We start from the raw sequence: 16,283 nt of genomic DNA, 5'->3' as shown, positions 1-16,283 counted from the left end.
AAATAACGATAGATATTGGTGACGAAAAATATTTTTTCGGGCACTTGAGATGGTGAAAACCATTGATATATCAACATTTATAGAGGGAGTGATGATGATGACGAATATCCACATGCACGTTGGATATGATAAGGAGGAAGCTGGATTTATCCGATATAATTTGGTCAGGCACAATAAATCGAAAGTCCCTTACAATGATGAGGAGAAAATAAACTTTGTATTAAAGGATGAAAAGGGCGAAATCGTCGGAGGGTTAGTCGGTCATATAGACTGGGAATGCTTTTTTGTAGATATCCTGTGGGTGGACGATTCACTGCGCGGTATGGGAAAAGGCCAAGAGCTAATGGAAACAGCTGAAGCATATGCGCGAGCTCAACAATGCCGGTTGTTAAGATTGGATACCTTCAGCTTTCAAGCGCCTGTTTTTTATAAGAAATTAGGATTCGAGGTTTTTGGAGAATTAAAAGATTTCCCAAAGGGGTTCACGCATTACTATTTATACAAAAAAATTTAAAATAATATCGTTTTTAGTAGTTCTTAATCTAGTTCATGTATTCTGACTATAGTGGGAACTTACATAAAAGAAAGAGCAAGAAAGTTGGTTAAACATAACTTTTCTTGTTCTTTCTTTTGATTCCTTTTAGGGGAAAGTATATTTGAAAAAAGAGGATTTTTTCGAGAACAAATTTGCATACGCTCAATTCAACTTTCTTAGGCCGGCCCCTGTCATCAATGATTACGATTCGATGAAAAACAACTCGCAGTTTATTAACGCGGCAATATAAAGAACTGGCGCGCATTATGTACGAAAATAGTATGTGTTGACCATGAGCTGTTTGAAGAAGAGTCATCTATTGCGATTGCCCTATGAAGACTTCTCTTTCTTCAAAGTAAAAGTGTTCGTGGTGAACAAGTACGGCGAAATAATAATCGTTAAGAAAACTAAAGTCTTGATCCATTCTAGAGCTCGTATCTCGTCATCGGGTTCATGCGTTTGATGAGCGCGAGGGCATCATAGCAGATGATCACCGTGCGAAGGTGAAAGACAAAACGTTGATTGTTCAGTATAAAGATTCTGCATTTTGAAGCGAGAACACGATGGCCGAAAGTTATACTTTGGATTCGATTCGTTTATTGGAGGACCTCTATAAGAACAAGAACTTCGATTTATTCGCCTTTGAACGATCTACGGTCGTGACAGACGACAATGGCAACGAAGAACTCGAACCGGTCCTGAAATCGTATTACACTCGACAGACACTTGACCAGATGAATCTCGATAACTTCTCGGACATGGTCTTAGTCAATCGGGAGCGCTATTTCCAGAAGGCAGACGGTTACTGGATCCATCTCGGTATTTTCCGTAGCCTCAAGAAGAGCTTGAGCGACAAGATCAATGCGCCGATCAATTTCGAAAACATGGATGAGTCCCGTTACGACATGCACCCGGACGCGACGAATGATGTAGTCAAAAACCAGAGTCGATTGAAAAAGAAGAACCGATCTTCGCGGAGCCGGTAACGAAAGAGAGTAATACTAATTCTCAAACGGAAATAGCTTACTATACAGCTACAATTTTATCCAGTATCTACAACGTTTCACAAATGTACGACCAGCTCTCCTTCAAAATTGATGAGCTGAATCAAATGGTCGGAACAAACGGCAATAAGGTGACTGCTCCAGTTTCTTCATTGCTGTTCTCACTCAAAGAAATGATCGATCTCCTATCAGTGCAGAACTCGCCACGCTTCAAAAAATGAGCGCACCCGATGACGTGACGGCTACTACGCAACGGTTAGCTGCTAACCAGGATGAGATGAACCGGATTTACGAACAACTTCAGACGCAGTTTTATAGCGTCGACAAACAAGATTATTCTGACGCTATTCAACTATCACAAGAAATCAAAAAGAATTTCAGTACGATGAAACAACTCGTTCAAGCTGATATTTCCGCCTACAGTACGTTTTTGATGAAATACGCCGATGAAGAAGCATCTTGAACTTAGTACAGTTAAGGGCACTCAGATTCCTTTTCTTTTAGATTTAAAAAGAACATATTTATTAAGAGCAATTCACAACATGATCCTATCAATCAGTTCCAGGCATTATTAGACCTCAAAAAAAACCGCGCAACCGAGCGGCTCATGATATTTTTGCGAAAAAATAAAAAAGTGAGAAGTCAGTGGGAACTGACGCCCACTCACCTCTCACAAATCGCTTAAGCCTGCGGACGTTTCCGACGCAAACCATAATACTGATAAAACTGAACTTCAATATTCCCGTTGTACAGCTTCCGGCGCTTCGTCGCTGGACGACCGTACGCTTTTTCGAACTCGACATACGACGTGATCATGTAGACACTGTAGTATGGGAATTCTTTATACGCCGTTCCAATCTTGCGATATAGCTGATGGACTTCACGTGCGTCCTCGAGACGTTCCCCGTAAGGTGGGTTCCCGATGATGACACCGAAGTCTTCCTTCGGTTTGAAGTCTGCTGCGTCGCGTTGCATGACGTTGATCGCATCGCGGACGTCTGCGAGTTCTGCGTTTGTTTTCGCGAGCTTGACCATCTCTGGGTCGACATCACTTGCGTAAATCTTCAGTGGTTTGTCCCATTCGGCTTTGTCGTTTGCTTCGTTGATCGCATCGAACCACGCCTTCTTCGGAATGCATTTCCATTCCTGTGAGACGAACTCCCGGTTGATCCCTGGTGCGATATTACGCCCGATCATCGCCGCTTCGATCGCCAGTGTACCTGAACCAGTGAAGACGTCGTAGAGCGGCATGTCCGGCTTCCAGTTCGTCAGCATCAGCATCGCTGCTGCCATCGTCTCTTTGAGTGGAGCGGCCGAGTGGAACTCACGGTAGCCACGTTTGTGTAACGCGTCGCCAGACGTATCGATCGTTAATGTCGCGATGTCTTTTAACAAAGCAACTTCGATCGGATAGCTCGCGCCTGTCTTTGGTAACCATTCCGTTCCTTTGTTGTACTGTTCTTGCATGTGCGAGACGATCGCTTTCTCGGTGATCTTCTGACAGTCACGGATCGAGAACAGCTTCGACTTGACCGAACGACCGTTGACGATGAAGTTCGCATCCCATGGCATCAATTCGTGCCACGGCAGTGCCTTGACTTGATCGAACAATTTTTCGAATGTCGTCGCGCGGAACTCAGCGACGACGAGTTTGATCCGGTCCGCTGTCCGAAGCCACATGTTCAAACGGGGAATGTCCTCCATCTCACAATCGATGTAGACCTTTCCGTCTTCGACCGTACACTCGTATCCTAACGCACGGACTTCTTTTGCGACGAGCGCTTCGATTCCCATCGCCGCTGTCGCGATGACTAAGCGTTTTGCCATATCGCGTTCACTCCTTTATCGTTTCTTCCACTGAATCGTTTCATTGCAATAAAAAAAGAGCCCAGGGTGGACCTGGACTCTCGTTCAACTTAAAAATAACAGCCTATGTGGTCCTGTAAGCCATGTTCTGTTCCTTAGTGTTTCAAACGGTTTGACCCTCACACGCAGGCGACAATCATCTATCTCCGTATTTGCATACGCTCTCCTTCGCGTTCAGTTCCGCTCCGGAAATTCCCCTACCAAATTTGGGTTTCTCGCTCGTGGGGTTTACCTCGTTCCACCTTCATGGTTTCCCATGAAGCTCCGTCACTGTGGCACCTTCAAGAAGTTTCGGCCATATCCGAAGACTTAGGCGTTCCTTCTGCCGTCAGCTTGACGCTGCCTACACTTATCTTTTTGTGTAGCACGATCACTACAGCCATCGCAGGCTGTGCGAGCATGGACTTTCCTCAAAGCACCGAAATGCCCCGCGATTGTCCGAACCAACATAGTCACTGCTTATGAGTGTAGCGTAGATGCCGCTTTCCTGCAAGAGGCAATTCTCGTTTTATAAACGAAAAAGTTGCGTCCCTGCCTCATTTCACGGTATAGTACAAGAGTTCAGAAGGGGGCATGCAGTATGAAAAAACGACGCTCTGGTACGAACCGGCGAACGGTTCGCAAGTTGACATTCCTGATCGAGATCGATGAGATCAAGGCACTTCATCTGCGAAACGGCATCTTCGCCTTCTATCGTCAAGGAGAGCTCATCCACGCGTTCGAGCCGTTCAACGTCAAGGCGCCCGATGCACTCTCAAAACGTAGCTATCATTTCGATCAACACGATATCTTGCTTATGAATGAACGTTTCCCTGAGCAAATCCCGTTGTATGATGAAGCAATGACGTTACGCTCTTGGGCCGACCAGGTCGCTTATGGTTTATACCAATTGATCGATTCCAGTCGCTTGTCGTTCGTCCATGAGGATGACACAGGATACAAGATGGAAGCGATGATCACGTGGACTGGAGAGGCATTAACGCCTCCGACGCCCGTCTATAAAAAAGGAAAAGACCCGAAGTAACCTTCAGGTCTCGTACGGCGCTTCTCACTCAGTGGGAGGCGCTTTTTTATTTCACTGTCAGGAGTCGTTCAACGGTCCGCGTATGGCGTCCGCCGGTCGTCGTAAAGACGAGCTTATAGGATCCCTTGTCTTTTAACTTATACGTAAACTTATGCGTCCCGTTCGTTAAATTCGATTGCGTGAACGTCTTGACGACCTTTCCGTCCTTATAGAGACGTGTCGTCGTCTTCGCACTCGCGTACTCATCGAAATAGAATGAAAACAGTTGATTTGGCTTGACCGTTGACGGCAACGAGATCTTCGAGATCGGTGCCGGTAACGTCGCCAAGATTCCGGCGTTCAAGCGACCCGTCCCGTAATGCAACTTCGTATCGCCTGATTTTTTCGTCGCTGCGGCATATAACTTACTGCGCATCGTCGTGTTCGAGACGAACGGATTCTTCGATTTTGCGAGTGCCAGTACACCGCTGACGACTGGTGTCGCCATCGACGTTCCGTCCAAGTAGCCGTATTTATTCCCGACGATCGTCGAGTAAATCCCTTCACCCGGCGCCATGATGTTGAGTCCTTTGCCGTAGTTCGAGAACGTCGAGGCACGACCGAGCGTCCCGACTGATCCGACGGCAACGACTTGACTCATCGAGCCTGGGAAAAGAACTTTCCCCTTCCCGTCGTTCCCGGCTGCGCCGACGACGAGGATGTTTTTCGCTTCTGCTTTTTTGATCGCGGACTCCATATACGGATCGTATTCATATTGTCCGAGCGACAGATTGATGACATCTGCCCCCTGCTCGATGGCATACAAAATACCGTCGCCGATATCGATCGACCCGGCATATTCTCCGTCAAAGACGTCCGCCCCGATCAGTTTGACACCAGAAGCGACACCGACGATCCCTTGACCGTCTTCACGCGCCCCGACAATCCCCGCGACATGTGTCCCGTGATCATCTGGTTTTCGAATCCCGGAAATCGTCGTCGTTTTATAGATGACATCCTTGAACTCACGATGTTTCGTATCGATCGCGTCATCGATGATTGCAACACGAACATCCGATTTCCCGCGGCTGTACTTCCAGTAAGCCGGAATCCGTGACTGATCGAGGTACGTTTGCTGGAACTGGGCAGAATCCGTCGCTTTTTTGACATCCGTGATCGGAATCAAATCGGCGTCGATATCCTCTTCCTCGAGATGTGCAAGTGGCTCGACGAGAGAAAATCCTTTTTGTTTCAAGGCACGAATCTCGGTCAGCCCCTGATTTGCCAACCATTCTTGTTTTTGTTGTTCTGTAAAGGTTGGGTCGTATTGTACATATTGAGACTGCGCGAAAGCAGACGTTGGCATGGCGACGATTGTCGCTAGCGTGAGTAGTGCAAGTTGCTTTTTCATGGGAACCCTGCCCTTCTCTGTTTACACGCCGACCGAAGAATCGTCTGGACTAAAGCGGAACCGTACCGTCCGGTTCTTCGCTGACTTCAAAAGGAATGATCTTTCCGATCGTCACGTAAGCATAATAGCGTGCAAGGACCGCACGCCAACGCGTTGCATCGATACCCGTCAGGTCTTCACCTAACGGGGAACCGTCGAACGTCTCGAACTGTTGGCAAAAGAACGCTTCCTCTTCTTCATGCCACGTTACTTCTTCGCCGATGAACCCGGTCGAAAAGCGGACGAAGTCCGCAATCGAGGGTCCGATCACTTCTGCCGGCAAGCGTTCGCTCATCCGTCCGACCAGTTCATACCGGTCACGTTGTGCTTGTTCCGCTTCTTCAATCGAATGACACAGCAGCACTTCACGATTTATTTCTACTAACACGACATAGTCACCACTCGGTAAATTGACGTGAATCATCCCTACACCCCTTGGATTGGATTCGTGCGGCTTCTAGGTGTCATTTTTTCTTCGATAATTTATAATGTCCATTTTCGATCAAATGTTAATTCAATCGGCTCGTTATCTTTCGACTTTAACATAACGACCCGTGTCGTTTCAATTTGATCGACGAGATCCGCTTGACGAAGAGACTGGATTTCCTTCGACGAACCGGCTTCAATCCGGTCTCTGTACGGGGCAAGCAACTCTTGTTGATTGCTTGCGAGTGCGTACCAGGCAAGACGGGCGAACGGTTCATCCTTTGCTGTCTCAAGTGCGTAGCTCTCAAAGATATCTGGAAGATAACTGCTAAATTGATCGAGCGCGTCGATGCGTTCTGCAACGTCGAGAATCGTTAACCAACTCGGGAGTGACAGCAACGATTCGCTTGACCACCAGTCGAGTAAATCGACATGTTCCTTAAGTAATTGCTGCGCTTCTGGTCGATCAATCATATGTTGTAGGGTCTGGATGAGTTCGTTCCAAGCAAGTGACCAGTATTCCTCTGACGGATTCGCTGAGAGGAAGAATTGACGATAGACCGTCAGTAGTTCCGAAACGTCCGTTAATGGTTCGACTTCCAATCGTTGATTAAAACGACTAACTGCTTTTGTAAAATAACTTGGTTCAAGCGTCAATGCCATATAGAGTAATTTCGGTGCATTTTTAATTTCACCTTGATCGACCGTCTCGAATAATTCTTGGATCCATTCTGGTTGTGGTTGTGTCATAATCCTTTTCCTCCGTTTAGTAAATTTGTTTACTATACCCGAAAAAAGATTAGTTGAATCATGCCCACCTTAAATTGCTCCGATTCGTTGGGCGGTTTCCTCCGAACATAAGACGATCAGCGTTCCGTTTTTCGGAATCGTTTCGTCGAGACGTTGGTTCAAATCGAGCCGCTTCCCGTCGGATAGAATCGTCACCCCTTCTTCTAGCAAGGCATGAAACGCATCACGATATGTTGCCCATTCCGGTCGCGTCGGAATTGAGAACATCCCTTCCCCATCCTTCGTCAACAAATTCGTCACGACCTTCGTCACGCCAGGATGATGGGACGCGAGGATCGCCATCCGGGCAATCGTCTCATCACCAAGTAACACTTCATCAACCTTAACCTGTTCGAAGCTGTCGAGGTGTTCTTCAAGCATCATCTCGACGATCGTGTAGATGTTCGGGTTCGCCCGTTCGATGCTTGAAGCAATCAACAATGTCCGTCCGTCAGCATGGACCGGTGGAATCGAATGATCGGCGAGGACGATCGCGCGAACTGCCTTTTCGATGTGTGCCCGTTCGAGCGTCGAGGTCAGTGCCGGATCACCACAGACGTAATGAAATCGTGGATGACTGAATGGCTCGCGCTCTAAATCATCGACGAGGACGACGTCCGTATGTTCGAGTAATGAATCGATGACGTGCTTCGAACGCCGACTGTAACCGAAAACGACGGTATGCCCTGTTTCTTTCACTTGTAATAACCCTCTTTCCTTTTGATTGCGAATCAACTGGACACCGTCGACCAGTTTTGAGATTAGTCCCCCGACGATCCCGATTCCAAAGATGAAGACGAAAATCGTCAGAATCCGACCGGTATCAGAATTCGGGAAGAAGTCGCCGTACCCGACCGTGACGACGGTCGTCATCGTCCAGTAGACGGCCCGGAAGTAGGATCCGAACGTCTCTGGCTCAAGAGCATACATGATGCCCGCGACACCAAAGACAAAGATCAAAGACGCATATCCGAGCGTCCGCATGCGTAAAAACGATGCTTTTCGTAAAAAACGTAACCAGACCATCTTTTTTTCATTCCTTTCGAACAATCCGGTCTCTTCCCCTGTCAATAAGGGCGAAGGAGGTGATACACATGACACAAGCAGAAGAAATCAAGACGAGTCTCGTCATTGTCTTCGAGCGGAAGGACAAGGTGACAGCAAACGGTGATGCCGTCGTCGCTCGCCGCCGCTACAACGGCTTACGTTCGAATCTTCCAGCAGACGTCGTCGCTTCGATCGGGCAATCGATCGGCAGCTTACTCGACGGACGCTACGCGCTGACGGAAATCAGCCGTGACTACGCTCTACTGAAGGCATGACCCATCCTCTACATTTCATGAAAGGAGTGACCATTGATGGAACATACGATCGTCCTGACATTTGATACGGTGACAAAAAAACCGTATCGCTTACGGATCGCTGGTGCGAAGGAGAATGCGACCGTTGCTGAGATCAAAGCAATCGGTGACTTGTTCGTCGCCCATGACCCATTCATGAACGGTGTCACACGTCTCGCGTCCGCTGAATTGCAAAATAGTTCGGAATCGCCATTCGTCTTGTAAGCTTTTTTAGTCCATCGTCACGGGATTACGTGACGATGGCTTTTTTTTGGTATACTAGAAACATCAACCAGCTGAAAGGAAGTCAATTTATGGCCAAACGCCCACTCACTCCTCGCGAATGCGAACTCGTCGTCTGCAGTCTCTACGTAATGGAACTCATCCCGTTCGAAGGCATCATGGAACGTCTCGAATCCATTACGCTCCGAGACATCATCGGCCCCGTCGCACGTGGTGAATCGACGCGGGAGCAAGCTGCTGACGCGCTTGACCAGTACATCAAGGTCCGACGTCGCCGGTTCCGCAACGTCCCACCGGAACATCTGTGGTCGCTTGACGACCGGATTGAACAAGAAGCACTGCGGATGATCCGCAAGCGTTCGCCGCTCTCGGCAGGAGAAAAGCTCCAGCCGAAAGCCATTCCTCATGAAATGGGTGATACAGTCGAGTTGAAAGTGACCGAAATTCAGGATCGCAACAACAAAGTGACCTTGATCGGGAAAGTCGGAAACGTCACGGCGAAGCTCCCGGTCGCGAACCGTCAAGCCTATAAAGGCAATAAGACGATCTCTGCCTGGATCACGGGTGTCGAGAAAAAACCTGCCTTACTTCATCTGTCGACATCCGACTACGGTAAGCATCAGCCGTCAGACGACGTCAAAGTAGCGTACGCAACTGCTGTTGCCGCGTTACGTCGTTATTTCGAGACGAACGAACTCCCGACGACCGAAGAAGTCGATCTCGCGAAATCACTGTTCCAACGGATGATCCGTCGCGATCAGAATGATTGGTTCACGGTGTACGTCGCGATGGGTCGTCCGCAACTTGATCACGTCCGGCGCTGGGTCAAGGTCATTCAGATGCTCGCCCGCTCACTGCGCGGAGACGAGGAAGCGACACAACAACTCGCTTCGCAGGAAGATCGTTTCTTCAAGGACGCCTTATTGCGTGCCTGTAAAGCAGCAGAGAAAAACTTCACGTCTTGATGCTTTCGCCCTAGAACGTATCGATTCCTAGTCAAAACGAAAAAAACGCTTCGTCCCGGATAAGTTTTTCCGGGACGAAGCGTTTTTTCGTGGATCATTGAACCGCAAAATCATAGATACGCGTTCCTTTTTTACGATTCGCATCTTTGATTTCTCCTTGATACATCAGTTGCTCATTCTTCAGATCGATCACGGACACTTGGAATCCATCGTTTGTCTCGGAAGAGAGATAAAGCTGCATCTCGTCCTTCGAATCCAACCAATCAATCTTTTTCAAAACGAGCGGACTGCTTACGCTATGCTCGGATAATCGTTTCGTTTCCAAGTCGAACATCGACCATTCGATTCGTTTCGTCTCCCCTTCCGGCAGGCGGAAGCCGATGAGATAACGACCGTTCGCATAGGGCGTATAACCGATTTGCTGCTGATTCAACTCCTTGATGGAACGAACGCTCTTCCCGTCATCGAGGAAATAAGATAGTTTAGTGTTCTCCTCATCGCTGTCAGACGGTTGTTCCGTGTAGACGACCTCATTTTGATGAATCGCTAAAAATTGACGAGCGTGTTTAGGCGCTACTGGCTTTTGAAGAACGATCTCTTCAACCCGGTCGCTTGTTAAATCGAGCACAAGCAGTTTCGTTTCCCTTGGCTGATCGACTCGATCGAGTTGAATGTAGACCTTCATCGCCTGTTTATCGACGACAGTGGCTTGTATGTCCATCCCCGTCTCAAGTTTTGTATCATACTGAAATGTTTTCTCGAACATCTCCTCCGTCTTAAACGTAAACATCTTAAATTGCAGTTTATTGTGTTTGATCTGAATCGCATACTCTGATTGTCCATCTCCACTTACATTCGTTTCCATATGCGTCGTGAATTCGTAATATTTATCTGGCAAATCCGTCATGCTATCTTCACGGAATAGTTGTCCGACGTAAGAATTTGACTGTTTTTTGATGTCTCCCTTAGCGTTGACATCATAAATCGTCGAACGCATGCCTTTCGTCTGAAGACGTAAATTAAAATTTTCGATTTGCGAAGGTTTTCCACTGACGGTCTCGAGCGAAAAGTCTGCTCCTTTGATCGACAGCGTGTAGCCGATGTAGCTTCCGATTGTTATGAGAATGATCACTCCATAGATCAGAAGTTGACGATATCGTTTCATGAGATTTCTCCTTTAGACGGATAGACGCGTCTGGACTAACCGCAGATTTTTGTACGACACATATAACGTTAAGAGCACGATGTACCCGAGATAAAATTGCATGTGCAGTTGACTCAAATCGTTCGAAATAGCTGACAATGCTAAGCCCAAAATGATATAACCGCCAATCAACGCAATTCCATGTAATCCGACGAGCAAGAACGCTTTTCCCTTTCGGAACGATCGTTCAAGTAATACTGTCATGCAGACGAACGAGATGACGATGAATGTCAGCAGTAAGATGAATAAAATATCACTCGGATACATCGTATAGAACAACTTCATATAGATGGAGTATTCATTGATGCTGGCTGTGACCTGTTGAGCATCTGGTAACAACCATAAGTAGAGATTACGACTAAGCAACAACAGCCCCCACTGAATTCCGATCAAACTAGTCACGACAAGTAAGAGTGCCGTCATTTTCGACCCAAAAATCGCCCGGCGTGATCCCGGTAACAATAGCAATCTGTAGATGTACTTCGTCTCACCTATCCAGTCGCGGTACCAAATCCAAAACGCAAACAGGATGATCATCCCCATTGCTAATACAATGATGGAATCGTAAAAATCCGTTGCCTGTGCGAATGTCAACGCACCACCTGCTCGCGCAATTGCGTCCATTTCTGATATCTGTTCAATCCGCATCGTTTTCTCGATCGTGCTTTGATAATCGTAAATTTGATAGAGTAGAGACGCGATTTCCGCGACGATCAAGCCTGAAATCAACAACACCAGTAATTTCGTACTTCGTTTCAGTTCTTCATTCGTTAATAACAACCAACGTTTCATCCTTGATATACCTCCCGCATCCGGTCCTGGACCGATTGATGATGACTGCCGCGCAGCTCATCCGTCTCTTTGACTTCAACGATCTTTCCGTCCCGTAAGAACAACACTCGGTCGATCACCTGCTCGACTTCAGCGATTTCGTGAGTCGTCATCAGGATGCTTCGTCCTTCCATGAACTCACTTGAGAAAATCCAGGCAATCTGTTCCTTCATGAACAAATCGATTCCCGCGAGCGGTTCGTCGAGTAATATGTACGGTCGATCGAGGGCAAATCCTAAGACGAGATTGAACTTCGCTTTGTTCCCTTTTGATAAGTTCGCCATTTTATCCGTCGTAAACAGCTGGAACGTCTGCAGTAACCGTTCCGCTGTCTCTTGATTCCAGTCCGGATAATGATCTGCCATATATGCGAGCGCTTGTCCGATCGTCATGTAGCTCGGCATCGTCTGGAGATCAGGCACGAACGCGATCTGGTCGCGCGACGCTTTACCGTCGACTGTCACTGTCCCGGCATCCACCGGAATCAGACCGAGAATTGCTTTTAAAATCGTTGACTTTCCTTCCCCGTTTAAACCGATCAGACATGTCACTTCGTTTAGACCGACAGAGAACGTCACGTCACGTAAGACGTGCTTTTTTCGTCCGTATCGCTTTTGTAGCCCCTTCACTTCAAGCATTAGACTTCCTCCCTCAATTCCCACCATTGTATTAAGACAATAGTACATCTATTAACTGTATGGTACATGCCATACAGTCTAGCGTCAACCTGTTTTTTCCTGCTATCATCCAGAAAATGAAAAGGAGCCGAACAATCATGTCCGACTCCGCGAGTATTCGACTTCGTTTTTGCTTTTTAATTTATGAAAGAAGAGAGACGTTTTGTTCACTCGAAATCGCTTTTTAAGGAAAAACAAGCAGGAGCGACCCTGCAACGAAGTGAAGCGGCGCGATGCTTGTCCCAGGAAAACGATTCGAGATGAACAAAAAAGTGCACGCTGTTTTCACGACGTCGAATTCTCTCGATTCGTTGATTAAAAAAAGAGAGGACGCCCTGATAGACGTCCCCTCTGAACACGTGACTGGTGTTTCAATAAATATCAATCGTCGACTCCAGTGCCCGGCATGTCCGACGCACGGTCGGTAAGAAGTCAGTCCGTTTTGCGACACCGCCTTCAATCTGGACATGCTGAATGCCTTTCGTCCGCTGCATCGCTGTTAAGACCGTGACCAGTTCGATGAACCAATTGGAGATCAGTTCGACAACCTGTTCGTCAAAAGCGGCAGCGCCATACACATCATACCCGTTCTCGCAGAGATGGTTCGGGAAGCGGGCTTTGAACCGATGAATCAAAGTGTCCGTCGTCGGAATCAAAAATTCGTCGTAGACGACACGTTGTTCGGCATCAAGCGTTTGTTCTGTCACACCATCCATCATCAAATGTGGCTGATTGCCGATATTCAATGTCCAACTCGTCTTCTTTCGCTCGCCAGTGGAAGTGATCGTTCGCATGGTTTCATCCATCTCCTTTTGATGTGTAAGCGTTTACCTTCTCATTTTACCTGTCATTTGACCTGTTCTGCAACCGTCAACTTGACCATTTTATAATGATGACTTCGCTTGACATTCAGTCTAACAAATTCAACGCTTTTTGACGATGTCAGGAATTAACATCGTCCTTGTAAATGTAGACAGCAACGAGATCGATCAAGACATGGATGATGATCAGCGGCCAGAGTGTCTCAAGTGCTAGATACAAGTAACCGAATCCCGCCCCGATCAGTCCCGTGACGAGGATCGCAAACCATCCTTGATAACGATGGGCGACACCAAACAAGATGGCACCGATCCAGACGAAACTGATGTTAGAAAACGGTAAAAATAATCCGAGAGCATGAAAGAGAAAACCGCGATAGATCAACTCTTCCGTCACCCCTGCCATCAGCGCGACCATCTGAAACCCGGTCCGCTCCTCTTTCGTTCGCGGCAGAATCAGTCGCTCCGCCTCACTTTGATAAAGCGGCAACAAACGTTTGCGAAACGCTGGAACAGTCGCCGTCAAAAGTAAGACGAAGCAGAGAAGGACGATCAGTCCGATCGTCGCGTACCAGACCGGACCACTTGGGACAAAAAACGTCAAGCCGATTTCTGGCAACCGTGTACCGCTGATCAGCGTTCCGCCGACGAGCAACAGACATAAGATACCACTCGACTGGACCATCGAGGGATAAAATTCCTTGCGTGGGACGATCGTCAAATCGACCGGTCGGACCGCTGCGATGATCGAAAGGACGACGAGCAATCCGAGTAAAAATCCATTTACGAAGAGATACATGACTTCGACTCCTTTTTTGATTCCACACTCCCGTCACAGAAAGTGCTATTAGACCCTACTAAAATATGATACCATTCAGTGGAATCCTAAACAGAGGAGAGAACAATATGCGAAAAGTTTTTCGAATCAGCATCTTGTTCGTACTGTTCGCCCTCATCGTCAGTAGCTTCATCTACTGGCAAAATCGGGAACGTGTTCAAAATGAAATGTATCGTACGTATTATGGACAGCATGGCGTACCTGCCGAGAACATCGACATCTACGAACAAGCCGCGGCACGTTACGGCATCGACTGGAAGCTGCTCGCCTCCATTCATCGCGTCGAGACGATCTTCTCCAACTCGTCAGCGATGCAATCGTCCGTCGGCGCTATCGGTCCATTCCAATTCATGCCGAAAACATGGGTCGGTTGGGGATACGAAGGTGGCACGTCGCTCGGTGACATCGAGCATGACGGCATCGACGTGACGGATCCGGAAGCCATCGAGAAATATGGTGGTCTCGGAGTGGACGCGGACGGCGACGGGAAAGCTGACCCGACGAGTCTCGTCGACAGCGCCCACACGGCAGCGAAATACCTGAAACAACACGATGTCACGAAGACATCCGACCGAGACACGCTCGCAACAGCACTGTTTGAATACAATCGCAGTGAACAATATGTTTCTGACGTGCTCGCCCAATACGATCGTTACCAGCAACACGTCGAGGCGATCGATGCGAACGACCTCGACCTCAAGAAGAAGACACTCGCATTCTTCCTTCGCATCAGCTCACGTTTGACCAATTAAAAGGAGGCACCACCCATGACACCAGCCGATTCTTCCGAACTCTTGATTGAGGAATCGTCGATCCGCGTCCAGACGACGTTTGATCGAGACAAGACGAAACGCTACTTACGCAGCTATATCTTTGACGACATCGCAGAAGGAACGCACGTCGCCGCTTTAATCTACACACCACGGACGACGGACGCCTTTCTCTCCGGAACGACGACACAACGTGCGTACAATTTGATGAAGAAGTATGTCAGTGATCCCGTTAAACAATATGACATCATCAGTTTGATGCCGGACCTGCTCGTCAGCGAGGATCTGCCATTCGCTCAAGCGAGTTTCGATGAGACGAACTATGCGTTCGTCGCGAAGACACTTGCCGATGTCAAAGCGAAAAATGGCGTCGTCCTCTGTGGCTGGGGATCGCCTGGTCGACTGATGCACCATTTACCGGCTTACGAGGATCTATTCAATGAATATGCCGACATCTTGTACTGCTCTGGCATCACGAACAAAGGTGAACCGAACCATCTGCGCTTGACGATGGACGATAGCCCGATGATCACGTATAACGACATGAAACAAAAAGCGAAAAAGTTGCGTCGTAAATGACACAATGGACCCTTCCATAACGGATAGGGTCTTTTTTTGAAACATTTTCCATCAGCTTCGCGTATAATCTAGGTCTACATACTACATAGCAAGGAAGGTCATACGATGCCATTTTGGGATAAAGAGTTACAAGAAGAAACGATGATTTCAGTCAAAGAAACAGACATTCAACGAATCGAGCAAGCCGTCAACGGTTCACTCCCCGTCCGTTACCTCGAACAAATCCGGGAACAAAACGGTGGTGCCCCAGAAGCTATGGCCGTGATGGTCGAGTTCAAGAATACATGGTCGGACGAAGAAAGCGGATTGCACCTCCCACTCCGCTCCATGACGTCATTGACATTCGAAAGGTATCTGGACGAATTGTCGGTCCTCAGGGAATGGGATGTCGAAGGAAACGTCATGATGTTCGCGGAAGGAGAAGGGAGCTATTTTTGGTACTTCCACTTCATGGAGGCTGCTGAGCCGACTGTCTGGTGCCTCGATATTTCGGATGAAACGACCTATTTTGTCGCGGCGACCTATGACGAGTGGTTAACGAAGCTGAGTACCGATGTTCCGGAAGTCGTCATGCCGGATGTCGTATTTCTGACGTTACCTGAAATCAAGGACATTCTCCGTGGAGATGACGAAAACGAAAAACTTCTCGCATACTCCCACTGGATGATTCTCGATGAAGAACAGGAAGAACTCATCGAAGCGTTCATGACACTGATCGAACGAAACGACCAGCCTGATTTCCTCGACTCTTATGCGTATTACCTCATGGAAGTCTTGACGAACAACCCGGAGTTGTTAGAACAGAAACGAGATGACGTCACGACCTTGATCCTCAGTAAAGGTGACGATCTCGATGCAGAAGACTTGCTATCTTGGATGGATGAAGAGATAGACGAAGAGTTCTGACCTCAACCAGAAAGCCAGTATTCCTCGTCCATATGGATG

Annotated in this window: 20 protein-coding genes and 1 other RNA gene; 10 read left to right on the top strand and 11 right to left on the bottom strand. The window is 47.8% G+C overall.

Going from position 1 to position 16,283, the window contains the following annotated elements; genetic code table 11:
- The first annotated feature begins 94 nt into the window (after positions 1 to 94).
- From KNQ15_RS13905 to KNQ15_RS13895, 3 genes are all read left to right on the top strand, one after another.
- Complete coding sequence (locus KNQ15_RS13905) at positions 95 to 514, top strand: GNAT family N-acetyltransferase (RefSeq protein WP_251137697.1); 420 nt, start codon at positions 95 to 97, stop codon at positions 512 to 514.
- Positions 515 to 1,098: 584 nt separating this feature from the next.
- Positions 1,099 to 1,521, top strand: coding sequence for a hypothetical protein (locus tag KNQ15_RS13900; RefSeq protein ID WP_214729812.1), 423 nt, complete (start codon positions 1,099 to 1,101; stop codon positions 1,519 to 1,521).
- A gap of 253 nt (positions 1,522 to 1,774) precedes the next feature.
- Positions 1,775 to 2,002: a hypothetical protein gene (locus KNQ15_RS13895; RefSeq protein WP_214729811.1), complete on the top strand. Its 228-nt coding sequence runs from the start codon at positions 1,775 to 1,777 to the stop codon at positions 2,000 to 2,002.
- Positions 2,003 to 2,220: 218 nt separating this feature from the next.
- Here KNQ15_RS13895 and KNQ15_RS13890 read toward each other — a convergent pair whose 3' ends face one another.
- Together KNQ15_RS13890 and rnpB are read right to left on the bottom strand one after the other, a co-directional pair.
- Entirely contained in the window at positions 2,221 to 3,366 is a 1,146-nt protein-coding gene (locus KNQ15_RS13890; protein WP_214729810.1) for a THUMP domain-containing class I SAM-dependent RNA methyltransferase, read from the bottom strand.
- Positions 3,367 to 3,477: 111 nt separating this feature from the next.
- Positions 3,478 to 3,851: RNase P RNA component class B (gene rnpB, locus KNQ15_RS13885), an RNA gene on the bottom strand.
- Positions 3,852 to 3,985: 134 nt separating this feature from the next.
- On the opposite strand from rnpB, the gene KNQ15_RS13880 reads away from it, so the two are divergent.
- A complete protein-coding gene (locus KNQ15_RS13880) occupies positions 3,986 to 4,429 on the top strand; it encodes a hypothetical protein (protein ID WP_029341396.1) in 444 nt (147 codons plus the stop codon).
- A gap of 46 nt (positions 4,430 to 4,475) precedes the next feature.
- Here KNQ15_RS13880 and KNQ15_RS13875 read toward each other — a convergent pair whose 3' ends face one another.
- From KNQ15_RS13875 to KNQ15_RS13860, 4 genes are all read right to left on the bottom strand, one after another.
- Positions 4,476 to 5,819 (bottom strand): S8 family peptidase, encoded by a 1,344-nt coding sequence (locus KNQ15_RS13875; protein WP_214729809.1) that lies wholly within the window; start codon positions 5,817 to 5,819, stop codon positions 4,476 to 4,478.
- A gap of 49 nt (positions 5,820 to 5,868) precedes the next feature.
- Positions 5,869 to 6,282 (bottom strand): hypothetical protein, encoded by a 414-nt coding sequence (locus KNQ15_RS13870; protein WP_023467922.1) that lies wholly within the window; start codon positions 6,280 to 6,282, stop codon positions 5,869 to 5,871.
- A gap of 59 nt (positions 6,283 to 6,341) precedes the next feature.
- Positions 6,342 to 7,034, bottom strand: a complete 693-nt coding sequence (locus KNQ15_RS13865; protein WP_029341394.1) for a hypothetical protein — start codon at positions 7,032 to 7,034, stop codon at positions 6,342 to 6,344.
- 69 nt (positions 7,035 to 7,103) lie between these two features.
- Positions 7,104 to 8,099 (bottom strand): potassium channel family protein, encoded by a 996-nt coding sequence (locus KNQ15_RS13860; RefSeq protein ID WP_251137696.1) that lies wholly within the window; start codon positions 8,097 to 8,099, stop codon positions 7,104 to 7,106.
- 68 nt (positions 8,100 to 8,167) lie between these two features.
- Here KNQ15_RS13860 and KNQ15_RS13855 point away from each other — a divergent pair, with 68 nt between their 5' ends.
- The 3 genes from KNQ15_RS13855 (at position 8,168) to KNQ15_RS13845 (ending at position 9,621) form a co-directional block, all read left to right on the top strand.
- Positions 8,168 to 8,395, top strand: a complete 228-nt coding sequence (locus tag KNQ15_RS13855; RefSeq protein ID WP_023467919.1) for a DUF1659 domain-containing protein — start codon at positions 8,168 to 8,170, stop codon at positions 8,393 to 8,395.
- A 36-nt stretch (positions 8,396 to 8,431) separates the two neighbouring features.
- Entirely contained in the window at positions 8,432 to 8,638 is a 207-nt protein-coding gene (locus KNQ15_RS13850; RefSeq protein WP_035408457.1) for a DUF2922 family protein, read from the top strand.
- A gap of 89 nt (positions 8,639 to 8,727) precedes the next feature.
- Complete coding sequence (locus KNQ15_RS13845) at positions 8,728 to 9,621, top strand: hypothetical protein (RefSeq protein WP_214729807.1); 894 nt, start codon at positions 8,728 to 8,730, stop codon at positions 9,619 to 9,621.
- A 94-nt stretch (positions 9,622 to 9,715) separates the two neighbouring features.
- Here the strand turns inward: KNQ15_RS13845 and KNQ15_RS13840 are convergent, their stop codons facing one another.
- The 5 genes from KNQ15_RS13840 to KNQ15_RS13820 all read right to left on the bottom strand — a co-directional run bounded on the left by KNQ15_RS13840 (position 9,716) and on the right by KNQ15_RS13820 (position 13,950).
- On the bottom strand, positions 9,716 to 10,786 hold the full coding sequence (locus KNQ15_RS13840; RefSeq protein WP_214729806.1) for a hypothetical protein: 1,071 nt from the start codon (positions 10,784 to 10,786) through the stop codon (positions 9,716 to 9,718).
- A 12-nt stretch (positions 10,787 to 10,798) separates the two neighbouring features.
- A complete protein-coding gene (locus KNQ15_RS13835; RefSeq protein WP_214729805.1) occupies positions 10,799 to 11,617 on the bottom strand; it encodes a hypothetical protein in 819 nt (272 codons plus the stop codon).
- Positions 11,614 to 12,294 carry an ABC transporter ATP-binding protein gene (locus tag KNQ15_RS13830; RefSeq protein ID WP_214729804.1) on the bottom strand — a complete coding sequence of 227 codons (681 nt, stop codon included), beginning with the start codon at positions 12,292 to 12,294 and terminating at the stop codon, positions 11,614 to 11,616. Before KNQ15_RS13830 ends, KNQ15_RS13835 begins: the two co-directional genes overlap by 4 nt.
- A gap of 410 nt (positions 12,295 to 12,704) precedes the next feature.
- The gene (locus KNQ15_RS13825; protein ID WP_050677057.1) at positions 12,705 to 13,127 is read right to left on the bottom strand and encodes a hypothetical protein; all 423 of its coding nucleotides are present in this window, start codon (positions 13,125 to 13,127) and stop codon (positions 12,705 to 12,707) included.
- Between the two features lie 148 nt (positions 13,128 to 13,275).
- Complete coding sequence (locus tag KNQ15_RS13820) at positions 13,276 to 13,950, bottom strand: CPBP family intramembrane glutamic endopeptidase (protein ID WP_214729803.1); 675 nt, start codon at positions 13,948 to 13,950, stop codon at positions 13,276 to 13,278.
- A 107-nt stretch (positions 13,951 to 14,057) separates the two neighbouring features.
- On the opposite strand from KNQ15_RS13820, the gene KNQ15_RS13815 reads away from it, so the two are divergent.
- The 3 genes from KNQ15_RS13815 to KNQ15_RS13805 all read left to right on the top strand — a co-directional run bounded on the left by KNQ15_RS13815 (position 14,058) and on the right by KNQ15_RS13805 (position 16,244).
- On the top strand, positions 14,058 to 14,741 hold the full coding sequence (locus KNQ15_RS13815) for a lytic transglycosylase domain-containing protein (RefSeq protein WP_058704753.1): 684 nt from the start codon (positions 14,058 to 14,060) through the stop codon (positions 14,739 to 14,741).
- Between the two features lie 15 nt (positions 14,742 to 14,756).
- Positions 14,757 to 15,338 (top strand): DUF1643 domain-containing protein, encoded by a 582-nt coding sequence (locus KNQ15_RS13810; protein ID WP_214729802.1) that lies wholly within the window; start codon positions 14,757 to 14,759, stop codon positions 15,336 to 15,338.
- 105 nt (positions 15,339 to 15,443) lie between these two features.
- Entirely contained in the window at positions 15,444 to 16,244 is an 801-nt protein-coding gene (locus KNQ15_RS13805) for an SMI1/KNR4 family protein (protein ID WP_214729801.1), read from the top strand.
- Positions 16,245 to 16,283 lie beyond the last annotated feature (39 nt).

It is taken from the genome of Exiguobacterium sp. s168 (genome assembly GCF_018619035.1).
Classification (GTDB): Bacteria; Bacillota; Bacilli; order Exiguobacteriales; family Exiguobacteriaceae; genus Exiguobacterium_A; species Exiguobacterium_A acetylicum.
This window is presented reverse-complemented; position numbering and strand designations above follow the sequence as displayed.